The sequence below is a fragment of the Paenibacillus sp. J22P165 genome, assembly GCF_059692015.1.
The window spans coordinates 758,716-777,402 of sequence record NZ_JCAUAP010000002.1; the positions used below are offsets into that span (position 1 = coordinate 758,716).

Annotated in this window: 10 protein-coding genes; 1 reads left to right on the plus strand and 9 read right to left on the minus strand. The window is 45.7% G+C overall.

Annotated features, from left to right (window positions below):
- Positions 1-38 precede the first annotated feature (38 nt).
- The 3 genes from AC58QM_RS07545 to AC58QM_RS07555 all read right to left on the minus strand — a co-directional run bounded on the left by AC58QM_RS07545 (position 39) and on the right by AC58QM_RS07555 (position 3,617).
- On the minus strand, positions 39-638 hold the full coding sequence (locus AC58QM_RS07545; protein ID WP_497282671.1) for a TetR/AcrR family transcriptional regulator: 600 nt from the start codon (positions 636-638) through the stop codon (positions 39-41).
- Positions 639-771: 133 nt separating this feature from the next.
- On the minus strand, positions 772-1,659 hold the full coding sequence (locus AC58QM_RS07550; protein WP_497282673.1) for a hypothetical protein: 888 nt from the start codon (positions 1,657-1,659) through the stop codon (positions 772-774).
- Between the two features lie 17 nt (positions 1,660-1,676).
- Positions 1,677-3,617: a glycoside hydrolase 5 family protein gene (locus tag AC58QM_RS07555; RefSeq protein ID WP_497282674.1), complete on the minus strand. Its 1,941-nt coding sequence runs from the start codon at positions 3,615-3,617 to the stop codon at positions 1,677-1,679.
- Positions 3,618-3,769: 152 nt separating this feature from the next.
- Between AC58QM_RS07555 and AC58QM_RS07560 the strand changes: the two genes are divergently transcribed.
- On the plus strand, positions 3,770-4,675 hold the full coding sequence (locus AC58QM_RS07560; protein ID WP_497282676.1) for an AraC family transcriptional regulator: 906 nt from the start codon (positions 3,770-3,772) through the stop codon (positions 4,673-4,675).
- A gap of 10 nt (positions 4,676-4,685) precedes the next feature.
- Here the strand turns inward: AC58QM_RS07560 and AC58QM_RS07565 are convergent, their stop codons facing one another.
- The 6 genes from AC58QM_RS07565 to AC58QM_RS07590 form a co-directional block, all read right to left on the minus strand.
- Entirely contained in the window at positions 4,686-5,510 is an 825-nt protein-coding gene (locus tag AC58QM_RS07565) for a heparin lyase I family protein (protein WP_497282678.1), read from the minus strand.
- A 210-nt stretch (positions 5,511-5,720) separates the two neighbouring features.
- Positions 5,721-12,749 carry a CBM96 family carbohydrate-binding protein gene (locus tag AC58QM_RS07570; RefSeq protein ID WP_497282679.1) on the minus strand — a complete coding sequence of 2,343 codons (7,029 nt, stop codon included), beginning with the start codon at positions 12,747-12,749 and terminating at the stop codon, positions 5,721-5,723.
- A gap of 107 nt (positions 12,750-12,856) precedes the next feature.
- Positions 12,857-14,425: an extracellular solute-binding protein gene (locus AC58QM_RS07575; RefSeq protein WP_497282681.1), complete on the minus strand. Its 1,569-nt coding sequence runs from the start codon at positions 14,423-14,425 to the stop codon at positions 12,857-12,859.
- A 72-nt stretch (positions 14,426-14,497) separates the two neighbouring features.
- A complete protein-coding gene (locus tag AC58QM_RS07580; RefSeq protein WP_497282683.1) occupies positions 14,498-15,379 on the minus strand; it encodes a carbohydrate ABC transporter permease in 882 nt (293 codons plus the stop codon).
- A 10-nt stretch (positions 15,380-15,389) separates the two neighbouring features.
- Positions 15,390-16,370: an ABC transporter permease gene (locus AC58QM_RS07585; protein ID WP_497282685.1), complete on the minus strand. Its 981-nt coding sequence runs from the start codon at positions 16,368-16,370 to the stop codon at positions 15,390-15,392.
- Between the two features lie 99 nt (positions 16,371-16,469).
- Positions 16,470-18,641: a glycoside hydrolase family 52 protein gene (locus tag AC58QM_RS07590; protein ID WP_497282790.1), complete on the minus strand. Its 2,172-nt coding sequence runs from the start codon at positions 18,639-18,641 to the stop codon at positions 16,470-16,472.
- Positions 18,642-18,687 lie beyond the last annotated feature (46 nt).

Sequence of the window (18,687 nt, forward strand, 5' to 3'; positions counted from 1 at the left end):
ATACTGAATATATATTCAGTATTATGGCAAAAAAAAGGCTAGTGGCTCCGCCTGGCAATGCCCAGCAGAAACACATCCATAGCCAACCGATATGCCGCTAGCGCTTCCTCTCGTTCCATCCTTCGGCTATGTTGACTGAGCCCAAGCAACAGACTGTCCAAGATAATCGCGAGACCTGACACATTCGTAATTTCAAATTCATTGTTGTCGATCCCCTTCTGAAGCAACTGCCGATTAAAGTCAATGTACCCTTTAACCATGAGATTTATTCGCTCCTCCACATCGGGGGCTTTCTCCGCATTATTGAAAAATTCATCAGCAGCCCTTGTCAACGGATGATTTAGTTGATCAAGCGCCAAATATTCAACCATGCCATATAATTTATCGGTAGTCGTCGTGTACAGTTTTTCCTTGACCAACCAATTACGGTCCCATTCCCTGTTCCAATCCTCAAGTAAATATAAGAATAGCCCTTCCTTGTTCTTAAAATGATAATAAATGTTACCTGCACTGCACCCGACTGCTTTTACAATATCTTCAATCGCGGTTGCTTTGTACCCTTTTTGAGCAAATAAACCTCTAGCCGCATCAGCGATTTTCTTCTTCGTTTGCTCGGTTTGTTGTTGCTTTTTATTCACACATGCTTCACCACTTTCTAGCTAGCCGATCTGTAAAATGAGAATCGAATCAATACTGAACATTCATTCAGTATTATAGGTGATCTTTTAAATCTTTGCAAACTTTAGTTGAGTTCGACTACGTGATTAACACTTATTCCATCGATTCTGCGATTTTCATCAAATCGTCTACCGTAAACTTGCCAATAAAGTTCTTCTTACCGACTGCAAGTGTATACTGCATGCCATGTTTCTGAAATCTTAATTCATAGGCCAAATCAAAATTTGGTCTATATAGCACTGTTGTTCCATCTTTTAATGTAAGAATCTCCGTATCTTTCCATTGATACTGCTCTAAGTTCCGAGTTACGGGAAATACGGAAATATGTAGATAGCTGTGTAGGGACTCCATACGATATCCTAAATGTAGAATCTCCGGCTGCTCTTCATTTTTTTCAATTAGATAACCATGAAATCCAGTAATCTCAGCTGGGAATTCAGTGGGCACTAACACATGTCTGTTAACTTTCATTTGATATTCCTTGACCACTTTAGCTTCTTCCAATAACGGCTTAGCCCCATCGTGAATGACTTGTATGTAGGAGATTTTGTCATCTTTAACGATGACTTCCCATATAAATGCGATTCGTTCTCCGCCAGGTTCATCTTTATAAAAGGCTACCACGATTTGAGTATCTTTTCTTTGCGGTGTTGGAAGTACCTTGAATTCACCAATTGATGTTGTGTTTACTAATTCAGGTATCTTTACCGATTCAGTAAACAAATCCGGCTTAGCTGATTCAAGATCATTCTTTATTAAGTGGCTGATAAAATGATCAACTACTTGCATTGGCTCAGCTTCTGCATACTTAGAAGTAACCAAAGTGCTAATTGTTAGAACTAGCGTAAACAACCATACTTTTCTCATTTTTAGCAGTGAGATGCCTCCTAACCCGTTTTTGTCCTTATCATCTCCAATATTATGGCTCTTTAGCATTCCTTGAATGCAATCGGGAAAAATACAAAGCAAAAGGGACGCCATAAGCGCCCCCTGTTTATTTATGTTTCTCTTTTAAGCAAAATAATTATACCGTCATTCGCCGGCAGACTGCACTGTGCAATGTGCCCAGAAATAGATGGATATTGACCATACCAGCACGCGGCCACTTTCCACCCTTCAGCCAAGTTAACCGGCTCTTTGCTTACAACAGGCGAGTAGTTGATGATCACAGCAACCCTTGTCCGCTCATCAATCGGATGCTCGGTAACTCCCCAATTCGGCGTATCTGCGCTTATAACGCGGCTTGCGCTTCTAACTTCGGCTGATATCTTCGCATACAGCTTCCAAAATGGATTCTCCTCCGGGCGGAAGCTCGTCGCCTTGCCTTGTACCATCGCCAGTTCAACTGGCACGGATAGGAAATAGACTGTCCCCTTTCCATAGGTGGCCTTCGTCAATACAGGGTTGCCATCCGACTCCTCAGCCAGCACTTCTGCCCGATCATTTCGGAAGGTGAGACAGAATGATGCCGGAATGGACATCTGCACCTTGCCGCTATCTGCTGCCAATGTCAGCTCCACAGGTTGAGCACGACGCTGGCGGTTCACCACAGTCAATCCTGTCAGTTCGGCAAAATTAAGTGTATAGCCGTCATCTGTTGACAGGTACAAGGTTGCACCATCGGCTACTCTGCGCAACAACTCTTCCCAGCGCTGCTTGGGAATACCTTGCACGCCGCTCAAGCTGGGCAACAGGTAGATATCGGCTTGCTTTAAAGGTTGATCCTCGAACTGGTACTCCAGATCAAACCCCGCCTGCTTCGCCAGCATAAAGGAACCTAACGCCGCAGCCCAGTGATCTTGCGATGTATTCACAATGCAGACAGCCTCTGTTAACCGAGGAGGCAGTTTCGGTATCGGCAGTGCTTCAATAGCTTGCTTCAGCTTACCCATCTCCTGCAAAGCTGGTTTTACGCGCCCCGCTTCCGTCAACAAGCCAAGCTCGCCCTCGCAGGCAACCCAGTCATAGGGCGCATGCTGTAGCTTCGTCTGGTCGTTGGCACACCACCACAGCAAGCCATCCAACCCATGGGCCCATTGGGACAGCATGCTGGTCCGTGCAAAAGCAGCCGCCGTTTCCTCACTGCACACCATAGGACCCATCGTTCCCATTTCTTCTGCAAAGCTTGGTTTGCCCCCGATGTGACCATAAAACAAACTTTCCGCCGTCGCATGGATGGTAGGTCTAATCGTATCCAGTGGATCAAAATCCATGTATGGCGTCCAGAAAGGATACGGATGTGTGGTCAAGATATCCGTAAGCTCTCCCTGATCCTGCATCGTCCACTTCCCTGCTGGAAGCAGGCTATGCATGCCCGAAACGAGCGGCCGGGAGCTATCAGCAGCTTTTATCGCGTTCGCGATCGAAGAAGTCCACAGCCAGGCTTCTTCCTGGCTCGCAACTTCGCCCATCTCATTGCATTCATTGCCCAAATCCCATGCTACAATCGCAGGTTCATGCTTCATCTCCGATATAAAATACCGTACAAATCGAACTTGCCAACGAATCGCATCAGGGTCAGTCAAGATGGGCTTGCCCTGCAGTGCGGGTGGCACAAACAGCCTTCCACTCATCCAACCTGTAAGCAGTCCAACAATCAACTTTAAACCGTGTCGCTCGGCAATGGCTGTAAAGGCTTTGAATCTTTCCATCATTATTTCGGAAACTCCGGCTTGTCCTGCTGCAGTGTCTGGCAGTCTTTCTTCCCCAAATCGATGCCCGTGCCGTTTTCCACGTCCCGTATACAGGGTATGAATGGGCTGAAAATCGGGCCAGAGCGGAAATACACGCAGGATTTCAACACCTGCAGCCGCCAGATTTTTTAAATCTGTATCAACTTGCTCCGGACGCCAGTCCGACCACATCGCCGTCCCCGCATGCGAAGCCCAGTAATTAACGCCAAGAAAGAATGAACTTTCTACATTAAACATTGCATTCATCGTCCAATTATCCCCTTCCACACACTAACACATAACATTCTTTATATGTTTCTAGCCTACTAAAGATAGGTGAAGTAAACTATAATGAAGATATCAAAAAATATAACAATTCTACTATCGCTGTGTTTGCTGAAAGGAGCCTAGGTACATACATGACGAACATCACGCCTTACTGGGAAGCGAACAAAGATCAGTCGCACAGTGGTAACATTGAACGTCCATTCTATATAGGATCGCTTAAAACTACTACAGAAGGATACTGCATCGGACACCATTGGCACTATCATATGGAACTCGTATACTGGGCCGAAGGAAGAGGCACTGTGACGACAGGCAGTTCAACATTTAACGTCCAAGCTGGCGATCTTGTACTCATTCCCCCTTGCGAAGTTCATGCTGTGCACATTGAACCGCATCTCTCATCGCTTCATTACGTCATTGGGTTTGACCCTGAACTTATATCGCCAATGCCCCAGCTAGCCTTCGACTTAAAGTATCGACTGCCTTATTCCATCAATCGGACGTTTACTTGGAATTTACTCCAGCTTTCTAATGAACAGAATCAACGATTAGAAGCTATGATTACCACTATGCATACCGAATTTACAACCAGAGAGATCGGCTTTGAGCTTACTGTTACATCAGGCATCCACCAGCTTATGCTATTTTTGCTCCGTCACAGCTCCCTGCTTACTCACACTACGCCGAACGCTGCGACTCAAGGCGCTGAACGCTTACAAGCTTTCGTCCATGTGCTAACCTACATCGATGAGCATTCCCACGAGGAGTTGAATGCTGTTGACGTTGCGCGAGTGGCGATGATGAGCTACAGCCGGTTTGCCACCGTTTTTAAACAATTCATGCACATGCCGCTAGTCAAATACATCACGTTTCTGAGAATAAGAAAGGCCGAGCAATTGCTGCTCGACCCCTCTAAACCGATTACACAAATTGCCACAGAAACCGGGTTTAATCATACCAGTTATTTTATCAAGCATTTCCGAACCCTAAAGGGGATTTCCCCCATGCAATATCGGAAGAGGCTGCTGGGCTTGTAGATGCTCACCATTATGGAGCTACATCATTATACGTCGTTCCCCATTTGTAATTATCGTAATAGACTTTCAGCGTATTGTTCTGGGCACCGCGATAAATACCGAAGGAGTTATAGTACTGATTAATAAAATTTTTGCCTTGAAATCCTGTCGGAAAGCCCAGATACCCCGTCCAGTTGACGACTAGTGTGCCGTTATACCAAATTTTCACTCCGCCATTGCCTCCAGCGTCAGGTTTGAAGCCAATGACAATTCCGTTGAATTGATTCGTCGTTACCTCCTGTGACCAAAGCGTCAGCGCATTGCCGCTTGGTCCGTTAACACCGTCGATGTTGTAGTAATCCTTATTGCGAATTTTGAAAAGGTAAGTGAGCTTGCCATTGACATTGGCTAACTCAAATGAGCCTTGCGGAGACACATAATAGCTGTCTTGATGAAACTGATCGAGAACGACCCAATTGGTCGGCAGCACAGTGTCTGACGGGAGCCCGATCTGAAACCCGTTATATCGCCATTCCCCAAAGGGTTGGTCTCTCGCCGTGTAAAATTCATTTCTTTGCTTTTCTCCTGTTGTATAAGGAGTCGCCTGCAATTTCAGACTTGAGCCTGTGCCCGAGGGCGTCCAAGTCGATAAATAAGGCGTCACCATATTGTTGCGATCTATCCCTTTCTCATCAAACGTTACCCCGCTGTCCGTTAAGTCCCAGCTTATTGCGTTAACCGATGCGCCTTCAAGGTCGATTGTCGCAATGACACTGGCTGATGCCGAAGCAGCGAAGACGGTCAAAGAACCTACTACGCTGATCAATCCCAAAGTCCATTTTCTGTTTTTTCTCATACATGATAGCCTCCTCATACATAAATTTTCATTTTTTGTGCCAACTCATGGGGATCAAACTATGCGCCTGACGAAATCCGCGAGCTATCTTGGTTGAAGTAGTTCAAATTCCCGCCTCACCTCCCTTCTTACATGTCGCCAAATCATGTAAACGCATTCATATCAAGTGAAGAATCAGGGGGATAACAGCTATCCCCCTGGATAAAATCATTAGTTGTTATATACGCGATACATCAGCACAGCTGCTTCAGCTCGTGTGGTTTGACCTATCGGGTTAAGCATGTTGTTGGAACCCTCAACCAACCCGCTGCCAATTAACGTTTGTAAGCTTTCTCTGGCATAGCCAGCCACTTGGGCTGCATCCTTGAAAGAAACCCAATTAACAACGGATTTACTGCTCAACTTCTTACCTGCAATTCGCATCGCACGTTCCACCATCACCATCATATCTTGTCTGGAAATGGCTGCCGATGGATCCAAACGGTTATTTCCTACACCGTCGCTAATGCCTAATTTCAAAGCAATCCCTGCTGCTTCGTAGTAGTAATCCGACTTTTGAACATCCGCAAAATTCGTTTCAATCTCTGTTGAAATCCCCAGCGCACCGACTAAAAGCTGAAGAAATTCGGCTCTGGTAATAAGCGTGCTTGGGTTAAAAGTCGTATCTGTCGTTCCATTCACAATACCCTGGGACGTTAACACTTCAATTGCTTTCTTTGCCCAATCTACTTGGCCCAAATCCGTGAACGTCTTCACGTCATACCCCACAGCATATCGGCTAAAATGCGTCGTCGTAAACGTCAGTTTACCTGTCGCTGCGTCAAACCTCGCCGGCATTTTATTAATTTGTCCCGTTCCGTCTAGGTACCAGATGGCAATATGCTCTGGATTTTTCAATTCATGTGCTGTTGGTGTATAGGGGATACTAACAGTTACGGATGCATTGTTATTCCGCCAGGCAACAACGTTCCCATCCAATAACGCATGTAATTCAATGACCGGCTTATCACCAATTTTCCGTTTCACGTCAGCATCTAACAACGTTGTATCCGCCCAGCCTATGGATATACCGACATTAGAAGCCTCTTTGAGGTCATTCGTTTTGAACATATTGTCCGGAATGGTTACGGTGCCAATCGGCGTTTGCACACGAATGACTTTCTCGGATTTCCCCTTCCCTGACTTTCCATCCATGAAGCCTGATGTTGGAAGGTCCACCTTGTATACTTTCGCACCAGGCATTTCCTTCAAAATCACACTTACCACTTTATGACCTTGTTGATCCGCAGACGCGCCTTGAAAAGCTTGACTCATTGTCGCCGCATCCAGACTAGCTTGAGCCGTTCCGCTCACCAAAATGGGTGTGATAGCTACCTGCCCGTCGTTTACTGATGGCGTTGATGGGCTTGTACCCGCACTTCCTGAATTCGAATTTGTAGGATCAGGATCCCCCCCTCCAACAGGTACCGTAAAGCGATACTCCTCCGCATTCGGGCTTTCCAATGTACGGTTCGTTGCACTGACCGTAAAGTAATAAGTCGTGCCTGCTACAAGATTAGGAATTTCGGTTCCCGCGTAGGCATTTTCAGTGACGCTCACTTGATTCGTATACGAATGCGACTGCGTCCCGTATTTGACGTTATACCCTTGCGCGCCTTCAACTTTCCTGAACACAGCCGTAGTCTTAGCGTTCGTTGTCGCTACGCTTGTCATCACAGGCCGGCTTAAACCATTCAGCTGCTCGACTTTCACATCATCAAAATACACAGGCGTCAGTACAGAGAAAATACCCACCGTTCCTTTGCTTAATGACGTATCTGTCACATCATAAGCCAATACATCATCGATATACAGCTTGATATGACTGCCATCGAAGATGGCTTTCATCGTATGTTCTGTCACCTGTTTGTTCAGCGTGAAATCAAAAGCGAGATCAGCTAGAAAAGCATTATTCACTTTTCTTCTCAGCATCACCTTCTCGGTATTGGCCGTTTTGTCGTATTTATAATCGGCCACATAGTAGTTGGCGGCTGTATTGACTCTGCCCAACAAGCCAACTTCTTTCGTAACATCCTCCGGTAATAGTGTAAACGTTGCGGAAACGGTGTAGTCACTCCAATCCGCGCCTTGCGTCAGCCATAAGCGCTCTGGGTTACCGCTGCCTGTCTTGATTTTGCCATTGTCCATCACCGGCGAGCCTGTAGAGAGAACCCAATCACTGGCATATTCACCATCATTAAAATCATCCGTGAACAACGTGGAGTTGTTCGCCATCGCTTTCCACTCGTTCGACAGGCCGCTCGCCCCGTTCGCATTACGCCCTTCCATCACAAAGTAATACGGCGCTTGTGAAATGGGAACCGTCACGGCATAGCCAGAAGCCGTAATGTTGTCGATCACTTTCGTATAGCTGCCGGAGCTCGTGCCATAACGCAGCGTATACGACGTGTTCTTGGGATCCATAGTAAAATTGATGACGAGTTGGTTGTTATTCGAAATCATATCTGTAATCGTTGGTGTAATGGCATCCGGTGCCTTGGGCATTAACGAAAGTTCTCGCGAATTCGTACTTTCTCCCATTGCATCGATAGCTGAAACAACGAAATAGTACATGGTATCGTTCGTTAACCCCGTAATTACAGGAATTGTGCTTGTCGTGATAAATGTATTCGTGTATTGGCCAGTTGTTGTACCTGATTTGACTTTGTAGCCAATCGCCCCTGGTACTTCTGAGTATGTCAGAGACAGCTTGGTGTTGCCGACGCCAATGGATTGGAAATCCGGTGCATGTACGCTGGCATTTTGAACGAGAACGCCGTCAAATTTCGCACTAGCTTGATTCGTATAGAGGCCTACAGCGCCGGAAGTAAACGCTGAATCCGTCGCCGTCAACTGCTGTTCGCCGTCCACATGCAGCTCCAGACTGCTGCCATTCAGAACTGCGCGCAAGCGATGGGCCGCTCCAGCCGTTAAAGTAACATTTTTCTCAGCAAGTGTAGTCAAATTGCCTGCTACTTTCTTCTTGATCGCAAGCTTGCCATTGCTGTACGAGAAGAGGTAGTAATTGTTCTCATTCTGTACCCTCGCAAGCAACCCCGTCTCGCCGCTGCTCATATCCTTCACCCACGCGAAGTAGCTGATATTATCCCAGCTTTTCTTGCTGTAAATCAGTGCGCTACCTGTCACATTGTCCTGCTTTAATAGCTTTTCATTCTCATCAATAGGTTTGGCGCCTGTCATATGGGAAACAGGATCCTTTGTATTGTAAGGAACGATGCTATCGTTCACCGCCTGCCAGCTGCCACTCTGGACAAGCCAATTGTCCGTCAGTTTACTTGTCAATCCGTCATAGTTAAACGTGTCATTGAACAAAGCAGGCTTCAAATATCCCATTGACATCATACTGTTAATAAAGAAGCTTTCCGGCATGTAGCTAGTTGTAATCTCATACGATGATTGGGTGAAATATCCATTTACTACTTTTGCAAAGTAATCCGATACGCCTACGCGCTGCAGCTTTACAATATCGGCTGCTCCCGCTTCATTGCCTGGTGCATGCATAAAGCCGAAGTAATTCATTATTCTTGTGTTCTGTAAGCTGGGGTCAATCCCGAGCACCACATAGCTTGCGCTTTGTCTTGAGCCCTTTGTATCTACGGCATCAAATTCATGTCCCATGCCGAGTTGCCCCATATAGTCGCCTTCTTGGGCAGTATGGGTCCAAGATTTTCGTTGAGAAGCTTCATGCAGCTTGAACGGATTCTGAAGGTATTGTTCCAAGGTTACACCTTTAAAAGACCAGTTGCTTGGCTTGATCGTGCGCTGTACTTTATCTGCTTTTTCTATTAATTTAGCTTGTTCTGTAGCCGCCACCGAGAAATTCGTAGTCTTCTCAAACGATTCTTTAATCTTCGTTAATCCTTGTGAATTCAGTTCCGAAATAAAGGCTGCGTGGTCATAATTTTGCAGCAACTCTTTCACATTTTCCAACCCAAGAATGAATGAAGATGTAAAGAAAATCGTGAGATTCGGCTCCCAATAGTTAACTCCTGTACCATTCCAGTTATTTGGATCTCCGTTCATGGCTAGACGATCCCCTGGACGTAGATTACCGGACTCATTATAATCGTTTAACGTGTACGCCGTACTAATTAGACCAGCTTTAAAGAACGTGACGAGCTTTGATTTCTCTGCTTCTGTAAACTGACTCATGACCTCTTGATCGTTCCACAGGAGCGCGATACTGTACAGCATTGAAGATTGCGGTCGCGAATCCAGTCCACCTTGCAGGTTAGGCATATTTGCTGGTGTAGACAGCATCTTTTTCACCGTCGACACGTAGCGAGTTAGATAGATGGGATCGCGATCGCCGGAAACAATTTCTTCGACAATAAAACTAAGTCCCTTCGTAGCCTTTAGTTCCACAGCTGAACCTTCCGCCGCATCTTTATTGCCAAACGCGATATTGACGGTATCCGCCATAGCCTTCTGCAAATCGATTTGTCGTGGGGGCAGATACGGATACACGATAGCAGCCGCCTCGATAGATGAAGTTGTTAGGACATCCGAAGCCACATTACCCACGGCATCCTTCAACGTGCCCGCTTGTATGCGAATTTTGTTCTGGTTTCCTGTCAATGGTTGATTCAGTATCAACGTTAGAGTGCTTCCGCTCAGAATCACCTTATCCGCTGTATCCAGCGTGTGGTAGCTGGTTCCTCCATCTCCCGAAAGCGTGATCGCTTGCTTCAGCTGCGTATCATCTGATAGGTTATTGAAGGCATTCTCACTGAATACCACGATAAGCTTCTTATTAAAATTAGATGGATATGCCGACAAAATGGTCGGTGCTGTCGTATCTGCAACGACAACATTGGATGTGAAGCTTTGCGTCACCACATTCCCAGCTCCATCTTTCAGCGTATTTGCCGCAACGCGCAGCTTATTGAAGGCGCCGCTTAATGACTGTGTACGTGTTACTTTGAGCTTGCCTCCCGTGATCTCCACGCTGTCTCCACCTGCCAGAGGCAAGAATGTCGTACCATCCGTGGAGAATGTAATCGCATTTTTCAAAGCAGCGGACGTCGCCATATTGCTCAGCAAAGCTTCATCCCCTGACAAAGTAAATTGCTTGCTAGTCGCATCCGTTTGAAGAATAGGATTCAAAACAGGAGATGTGACATCATACGTCAGCGCATTCGTCGTCACCGTCGAGGCTAAGACGTTTTGCCCACTGTCTTGCAGCGTGTTCGCTGCCACTCGAATTTTAGCGCCAGCTGTAGTTAGTCGGTTGGCCAGTGTAATCGTCAGCTTCGTTCCAGCAAGGGAGACTTGATCGCTGCTGTCTAGGGAAACGAAGTTGCTTCCATCTCGGGCGATGCTAATCACTGCTTTCAAAGCAGCGGAACTCGCTGTCGCGTTGCTAAGACCCTCGTTGAACAAGAGGTCAATCGTTTTATTTTCATTACTTACCGTACTGTCGATATAAGCAGGAGGCACATTATCATAATTGACAACCAATTGAGGAGCGTTGGCACCACTTTCTTTGCCGCTGACGATCCGGTTGGTGCTCAAATTCGTTCCCAACAGCACGAATGATGCGATGCCGTCTGCTTGTTTTTGCTGCTGCACATACGATGTGACGTCCCATTCATACCAACCGTTGCCTCCGCCTACTTGTGTTGTGGAGATAGCAGCCCCATAGGCAGGTTGGTTAGCATAGGTAAGCCCAGATTCCGTCCATGTATCCGTGGCGGCATACAAACTTAAAGGCTCGGCAGTTGCTCCAGCATCAGTAAAGTTTAAACGCAATTTCACCGAATTGTAGATGCCTAACGTGGACACATTCCATTTGAAAAAGATACGGCGATTAAAGGTAGAACCGCCTTCTTTCAGTATCATCGTGGATTCTGTCCCAAAGTTTGCCGAGACATTCGCAGCACCACTGTCTACTCTCGCATCTTCGGCCACCGTTATGGTTCTCGCATTCTCGATACCACCTAGATTTGCAGTGACGGTATCCACCGCTGTCGGTGTGGCGCTGCTAGTCGATTTCAGAGCACCAGAAACGATTTTCACTTTATTTTGGATGCCTGCAAGCGCTTGATTTAATGCGATGTTGATGACATTACCGCTAATCACAACCTGATCTGCGGATTGCAGCGCCACATAAGTCGTTCCGCCATCTTGAGATAGCGTGATGCTCGATTTAAGCTGGTCCGTTGTCCCCGTCATGGAGATGGGCTTATCGTAGGTCAAAGCAACACTTTTTCCGTTACTGCCGACTGTCGCTGACACAAAAGCAGGTGCACTGGCATCTTGCATGCCGATTAGCGCTTCCGTCATCACAGGCACAGTAAGAACATTGCCTGCGGCATCTTTGAGCGATGAGCCCAATACTTTAATTTTATTCAGGGATCCGCTTAATGCTTGTTGCAGTCCCACTTGGATACCGCTCCCGCTAATCGTGGCCGTGTCATTCGTGCCAAGCGGGTTGAAGGTAACCCCATCGGTTGCCAAATATACGTTGTTTTTTACGGTAACTCCCGCATTCGCTACTAGAGCTTCGTTAAAGTTCAGTTGAACGTCTTTGAAATTTCCATTGACCGTGGACGATTGATAAGCTGGCGGTGTATCGTCTGTGGTGTATTCCAGCTTAGGTTTCTGGGTATCATATTCTCTTTCTGTGTCGTATATCTGAATTTGACTACTTGTTGCATTGGTAATCATAATAGATGCTTTGCCTAGTGCCCGCTGCGTCTTGATATAATTCGTAAGATCAACAGCATAATAGCCATCTGTCGTCCCCAAACTAATGGAACCGATTTTCGCTCCGAACGAAGGCCTATTCGCCCAGTTAATTGTCGTCTGATCCCATGCAATATCATCAACCGCGTAAACGTTTAATGTAACAGCTGTAGGTGCTTTCGCAAACACCTTGACTTCCACTTTCGTTATTGCATTCGCAGTTGGCAGCGTACTCAGGTTAAACCGCATAAAGACTCTTCTTGTCACAGTAAGGTTCGAATCTTCTTTGATACTCAGTAAGTTATAGGCAGGATCATTGTAATTCGTTGTTGTATTACCTCCATCCACATATGCATCCGCTTCCGCAAATACGGTACTTGTTGCAGCACTTGCCGTTTGCGGACCCATCACAATCGGCCCGTTCAACAAAGCTAGCGTCAGGCTTACAGTAAGCACTTTACTGACAAGCTTCTTGAATTGGAAGGATTTCATAAATATCCACCCTTTCATCCTATATTTTAATTTGATTACGCTTTCATAATGTCGTTAATAGAGCGGAAAGCGAAGACCGAAGTCCCCACTTTCCCCCATTCACCGATTTACTTCTTGCCGTTTGTGTTGTACCAATCCGTTGCTTGTTTCACAAGGTCATTACCGCCACGTGTACGCCAATTTTTCGCAAACTCATCAAAATATTCGACAGGTTGATTGCCAAGCACAATTTTTGCAGCTGCTTCAATGAACATCGTACCTGGTACCGCAAACTCACCAATTTCCGGCAACGAAGACTTAAACGTCGGAGCCCCTAACAGCAAGTTAGGCTGTCCTTCCTTTTTCCCCACTGCAAAAAACTCTTCCAATTTCGCTACAGCTTCTGGACCGACTTGAACTTTTTTCAATTCCGGGTTCCAACCTGCAAGGTTAAACGTGATGCTTCTCCATAAAATGGTTTTGTCATCTGTATCTTTTTGTTTGTTATACGTCAGTTTACCGGCGCTATCTTTGGTAACTGTATTACCAGGAATACCAAAATTAATAAATTCTTGTCCTTCTTGCGTAACTAACCAATCAAAGAACTTAATAATAGCCGCAGGATCTTTTGCTTTTTTCGTAATGGAGAACGTTTTATTAAAAGCAGAGATTCCGAATCCTGCATATTCTACGCCCGGTGCTTTAGGAGAAAGCAACGGTGCAACGATTGCCCCTTTGCCAGGCAGCGCTTTATTCAACTTATCTTGCCAATCCCAGCCAAGGTTAGGATCGTGAACCCATACGCCGACTTGATCGTTCTGAATTTTTTGTTCCCATGTATTACGTTTATTCGTCATGAATTCGCTGTCTAACAATTTCTCATCATTTAACTGTCTCAGATAGGTAAGCGCTTGCTTCATTTGCGGACTGATGTTAGATGGAACAACTTCATTATTAATTAACTTTGCTCCGTATTGATTCGCACCAAACATACCCAAGACCGTATCCAACCAGGTGAAGTTTTCTCTTCCCGATAGAGGAATTTCATCCTTTTTCCCATTGCCATTAGGATCCTTATCCCGGAATGCACGCAGCAACGTTAGGAACTCATCTGGTGTTTTTGGGGATTCTTTAATGCCTACTTTATCCATCCAATCCTTACGCACGAAGAACATACGGTTAACTTGGGAATCTCCAGCTGCGGATTCTGGAATTGCATAGATTTTCCCGCCTCGTGTTACCCCATCCCATGCCGCTTTTGGTATGACTTTTTTCAAGTTTGGTCCGTATTTATCCAGGTACTCATTCAATGGAATCAATTGATTATTAGCGTATAAGTCCCCATTTACCCCATAGTCAGAAATGACATCCGGTAGTTCACCGCTTGCGAATTTAACCTTTTTAAGGTTTTCCGCCTGTGCGGCTGGCAAGAAGGTAATATCTAGTATGGTGTTGGTTTTCTCAGCCATATATTTAATCGTCGGATCATCCATTAAGTTACCGCCAGGGACAGGTTGATTATTATCTGTCGTAAGTAAACTAAACTTAACAGGTGCCTTAGGCGCCTCTGTTGCTACCGCACTTACCACAGGACTTGCTGTAGAGCTGTTTTCTGTAGCTTTAGTACCACATGCTGCAAGGGCACCAACCATCGATACAGCAACAGTTACGCCAATCCATTTTTTTGAAGCGTTCATTCAAAATTCCTCCCTTTTTATCTACTTTGTTGTGTTTCATTATATATGAAGACTTCATGTCGACATAACGAATTATTCTTTCACAGAACCCAGTGTGGCACCTTTTACAAAATGCTTTTGCAGGAATGGATACAAGATAACAATCGGCGTTGTAGCAAGCACAATCGTTGCCATTTCCAACGCTTTCGGAAGCAACTTGCCTCCTACATCTCCAGCAACGGCAGAAGCAATGTCATTCGAACTCCCTGCGGCGATGAGGAAATAGATATACATTTGCAGCGTCTGCAGGTGCCTGTCGTTAATGTACAGGAGCGGTGCGAAATAGCTGTTCCAATGCCCAACCGCATAGAATAATAACAATGTGACCATAATTGGTTTAGATAGAGGGACGACAATTTGCCAAACAATACGGTAGTCATTCATGCCATCAACTTTCGCAGCATCAAAGAGTTCCTCTGGTAAGTTGCGGAAGAACGTTATACACAGAATCATGTTAAAGGCGCTAATCGCTCCTGGTACAATTAATGCCCACATCGTATTAATTAAATGCAATTCCTTAACAACCAAGTAAGTTGGAATTAATGGCGCTTGAAAGATGAGTGTGAAGATAATGAATAGCATAATTACCCTTCGGCCTCTTAAATACGATTTGGATAAAGGATAAGAGCCAACCACCGTTAAAATCATATTAAGAAGCGTTGCAATCACAACAACTTTCACTGTCATCCAGCCCGCTTTCCAGAACGTGTCGTTGGCCATGACGTATTTAAACTGCTGCAGGGTAGGCTCAACAGGCCAGAAAGAAACTTTAGATTGAATAAGCGCATTGTTGGAAGAGAAGGAACCTGCCAAGACATGCAGAAGCGGCAGTAACGCAACAAGACTCATGACCACTAACAGCGTTATATTGAAGGCATCAAATGCTTTCTCGCTCTTGGATTGTTTGATTTTCATATGATGCCTCCTAGTATAAGCTCTCGCCTGTTGTCGATTTACTGATTTTATTTGCACCCACAAGCAGAACGAAGCCAATTACCGATTTAAAAAGGCCGATCGCTGTTGTCATGGAGAATTGACCATTCATAATTCCTAGGCGATAAGCGTACGTATCTAGAATTTCCCCGACCTCATACGTTATTGGACTTAGGAAGATATATACTTGTTCGAAACCAACATCCATTACATTGCCGATTTTTAGTAAAAGAAGAATGGTAATTGCAGGAAGAAGGCCCGGAAACGTTACATACTGAAATTGCTTCCATCTTCCAGCCCCATCCATCTTCGCTGCTTCGTACAAGGAAGGGCTAATCCCCGATAATGCTGCCAAGAAAATAATAGTACTCCATCCCATCTCTTTCCAGATACCAGCCGATACGACAACTGAACGGAATGCCGATGGAGCTTGCAAGAAGTCAAAGGTGTGCAGACCCAATCCTTTCAACATTTCGTTGACGAGGCCGCTTTGTTCCGAAAGCATCATATAGGCGAGACCATAAACGAGCGTCCAAGACAGAAAGTGCGGCAAGTACAGGACCGTTTGAACCGATCGCTTAAAAGCCATATTCCGCACTTCGTTCAAGAGGCACGCCAGAATAATCGGTGCCGGGAAGGAGAATACGATCTGATACAGACTGATTAATAACGTATTCTTAATTAAGCGTGCATACTGCGGATTCGTATACATCAGCTCGAACCATTGAAAGCCGACCCATTTGCTTTTAATAAAACCATCAAAAATGTTATAGTCCTTGAACGCGATGATACTGCCGAGCAGCGGAACATATTTGAAGGTGAGAAAATAAATGAACACGGGAATCAACATAATATATAAGGCGTTGTTCTTCTTAACAAATCCAAGGAAACTCAGTTCTCCAGATTTCTTTCTTACTGCTTCAGCAGGCTTGATCCTTTGGACCGATGCTGCCTCTAAGGTTTCGTTATTCATGGTCCCACTCCTTATCTCTTTCTATTTCTATTATATAAATCGACGTTTCACCGTCCTAGTGGGGAATCTTTCGAAGTTCATGGTAATCTTCTGTTCTTTTCAAGATTCGACACGATACGTAATATGTCCATCGTTTAAGCTGGAAATGACTCTAGGCACGGTGCCTCTTTCCCAATCTGCCAATAAGAGAATAGGTACTTGGAGAGACCCCCGAATTGGAGCAAAAGACTGCGTTCCTCGAACGGCATCATATACAAAACCCGCTGCTGCATCCAAATATCCGTACACAGCTACGCCTCTAGGATAAAAGCTTAGGTTGTTGCCGTAGAACGTTTCGAAAAACATAGCAAGCTCTTGCGTATTCGTTGTACTCTGCCAGTTCCAATAGTTCTCACTAAGATGTAGGAGATCCAGCCCCCGATATGCTGCTGCAATGTCCCTCAACATATTCATGGACACCCACCCCACCTTGCGGGAATGACTAGCCAGACCTGGGATGAAAATGCTCTTATCCTGCATATCGATATAGCTCGTATGTCGACAGCCGTAGCGTCCCAAGGTTTTCTCCGTTGCCTTTTCCATATCAAGACGAAGATTAGCATCACTTAAACCTGTTTGATGGCCAACCATATCGAGTAAGGAGAGTCCATTTACCGTATAGATGTGGTAGGCATCCCAGCCCAGAAGCTCGCCTGTCTGCGGTTCCCCTGTCCAAGGATCGACTGTACCGTCCATGGTTCGGGTTAATGTTACGGCATAGTGATCTTCAAGCCAACCGTGCTCTTCAATCGTCGCAAGCGCTGCTTGAACGAAATGTTCATACGCCTGCAGATCCTCCACTCCTGCATGTTGCAGGATTTGGATACCAACCTGGCATGCCGCCAATGATTTTACGCCCAAATACACTTGCTCTGCTCCATATTGAATGGCTGGTGAGGCATCGTCTACCGTGTTGGCACAGCCTTTATCTGGAATACCGTTGCCTGTCGTATCGCATCGCACGATGAAATCTATTAATTTACGAATGAATCCAGCATGCCGCAGAATCGTCGCATCTTTTCCTGTACGCTTCCAATGTGTGTAAGCAAGAAGAATATAATTCGTACTCTCCTCAACTTCCATTTCATGATGGTAATACTGCTTGGTGCTGTCGCCGAATACACCCATATCGTGGGACAAATACTGCGTTCCCTCACCTCGTTCTCCCAGCACCCGCTGCCCGTCCTTACCGAACAACGGCCATTCATTAAGCTCAAGCTCAAGCAATTCCGGCCATAAAGCCAAATAAAAAGGGCCTTGCGTGTACTCAACATCGACCGTGGAGTGAAAATAACAGTTCCCCTCCCATACGGTAAACCAGTCCTGCCCATTCTCTCTTACTACCCACCACGTATTCATTAGCCAAGCATGCAGCGTTTGTGAGAGCAACTTGGTTGTTGTCTCTCCCAATGTATGATTGGCAATAATGCCATCGACTTTGATCGAATTCTCTCTTACCGCCTCCGCGTTCTGAATAGACCAATCAATCACCTGATCCAAACCAGCGAAGTTCTGCGTATATTTGAATGGACTACGTTGTCCTAATACGTTTAGTACAGGTTGATCCCAGGCACACCATGCAAGGGAAAGCGTCGCACCTTCCATGCCTTTACTCAAAGAAAAGGGTGCTGATACATAGCTTCCATCCCATAATCCTGAAAGAATTGCAATGCGATCCCGGCATGGGATTACTTCTTCATTGGAGCGAATCGCTTGGCGATGATCATCTTCCTCAAACGGACGTAAAACAACCGAATCGTAAGATGCTTCGATTACCTGTTTAGCAACATCGACTGCTTGGAAGCTAAAGCCTTCCCCCGAAAAACCAAGAAACAGCTTGCCTTCTACAACTTCGTCGTATTGTGCGATCCAGCGGAAGGATGAGGGTAATCGATCCACCTCAAGATCCAAATAAACAACGGGCACTGTACTGAAAAAGTTGTCTCTCGGGCGAAACGGAATGCGTGCCGTCAGCTTCACGCGAATGCCAGTTGTCGAGTCTATGCCGCTTAATCTCATTGTCGTTGCCGTCATTTCTTGATCCATAAACTCAAAAGATTGCTCCTCCCCCGCTAAAGGAAGTGTCAGCACACGGTCTCCCAAATCTATTCCTGCATGAAGCTGAATCGGCAAACCTGGATGATTTCCATGCCGAACCAGATAACTTTTTTGATTAGCTGGGTCCCAGGCAAGTCCTAACCTCGATCCCAATACGGTCAATGCATCTCCCATTAATTGCAACGTACATTCCTCCTGTATGTCTTCTCTCATTCGTGTA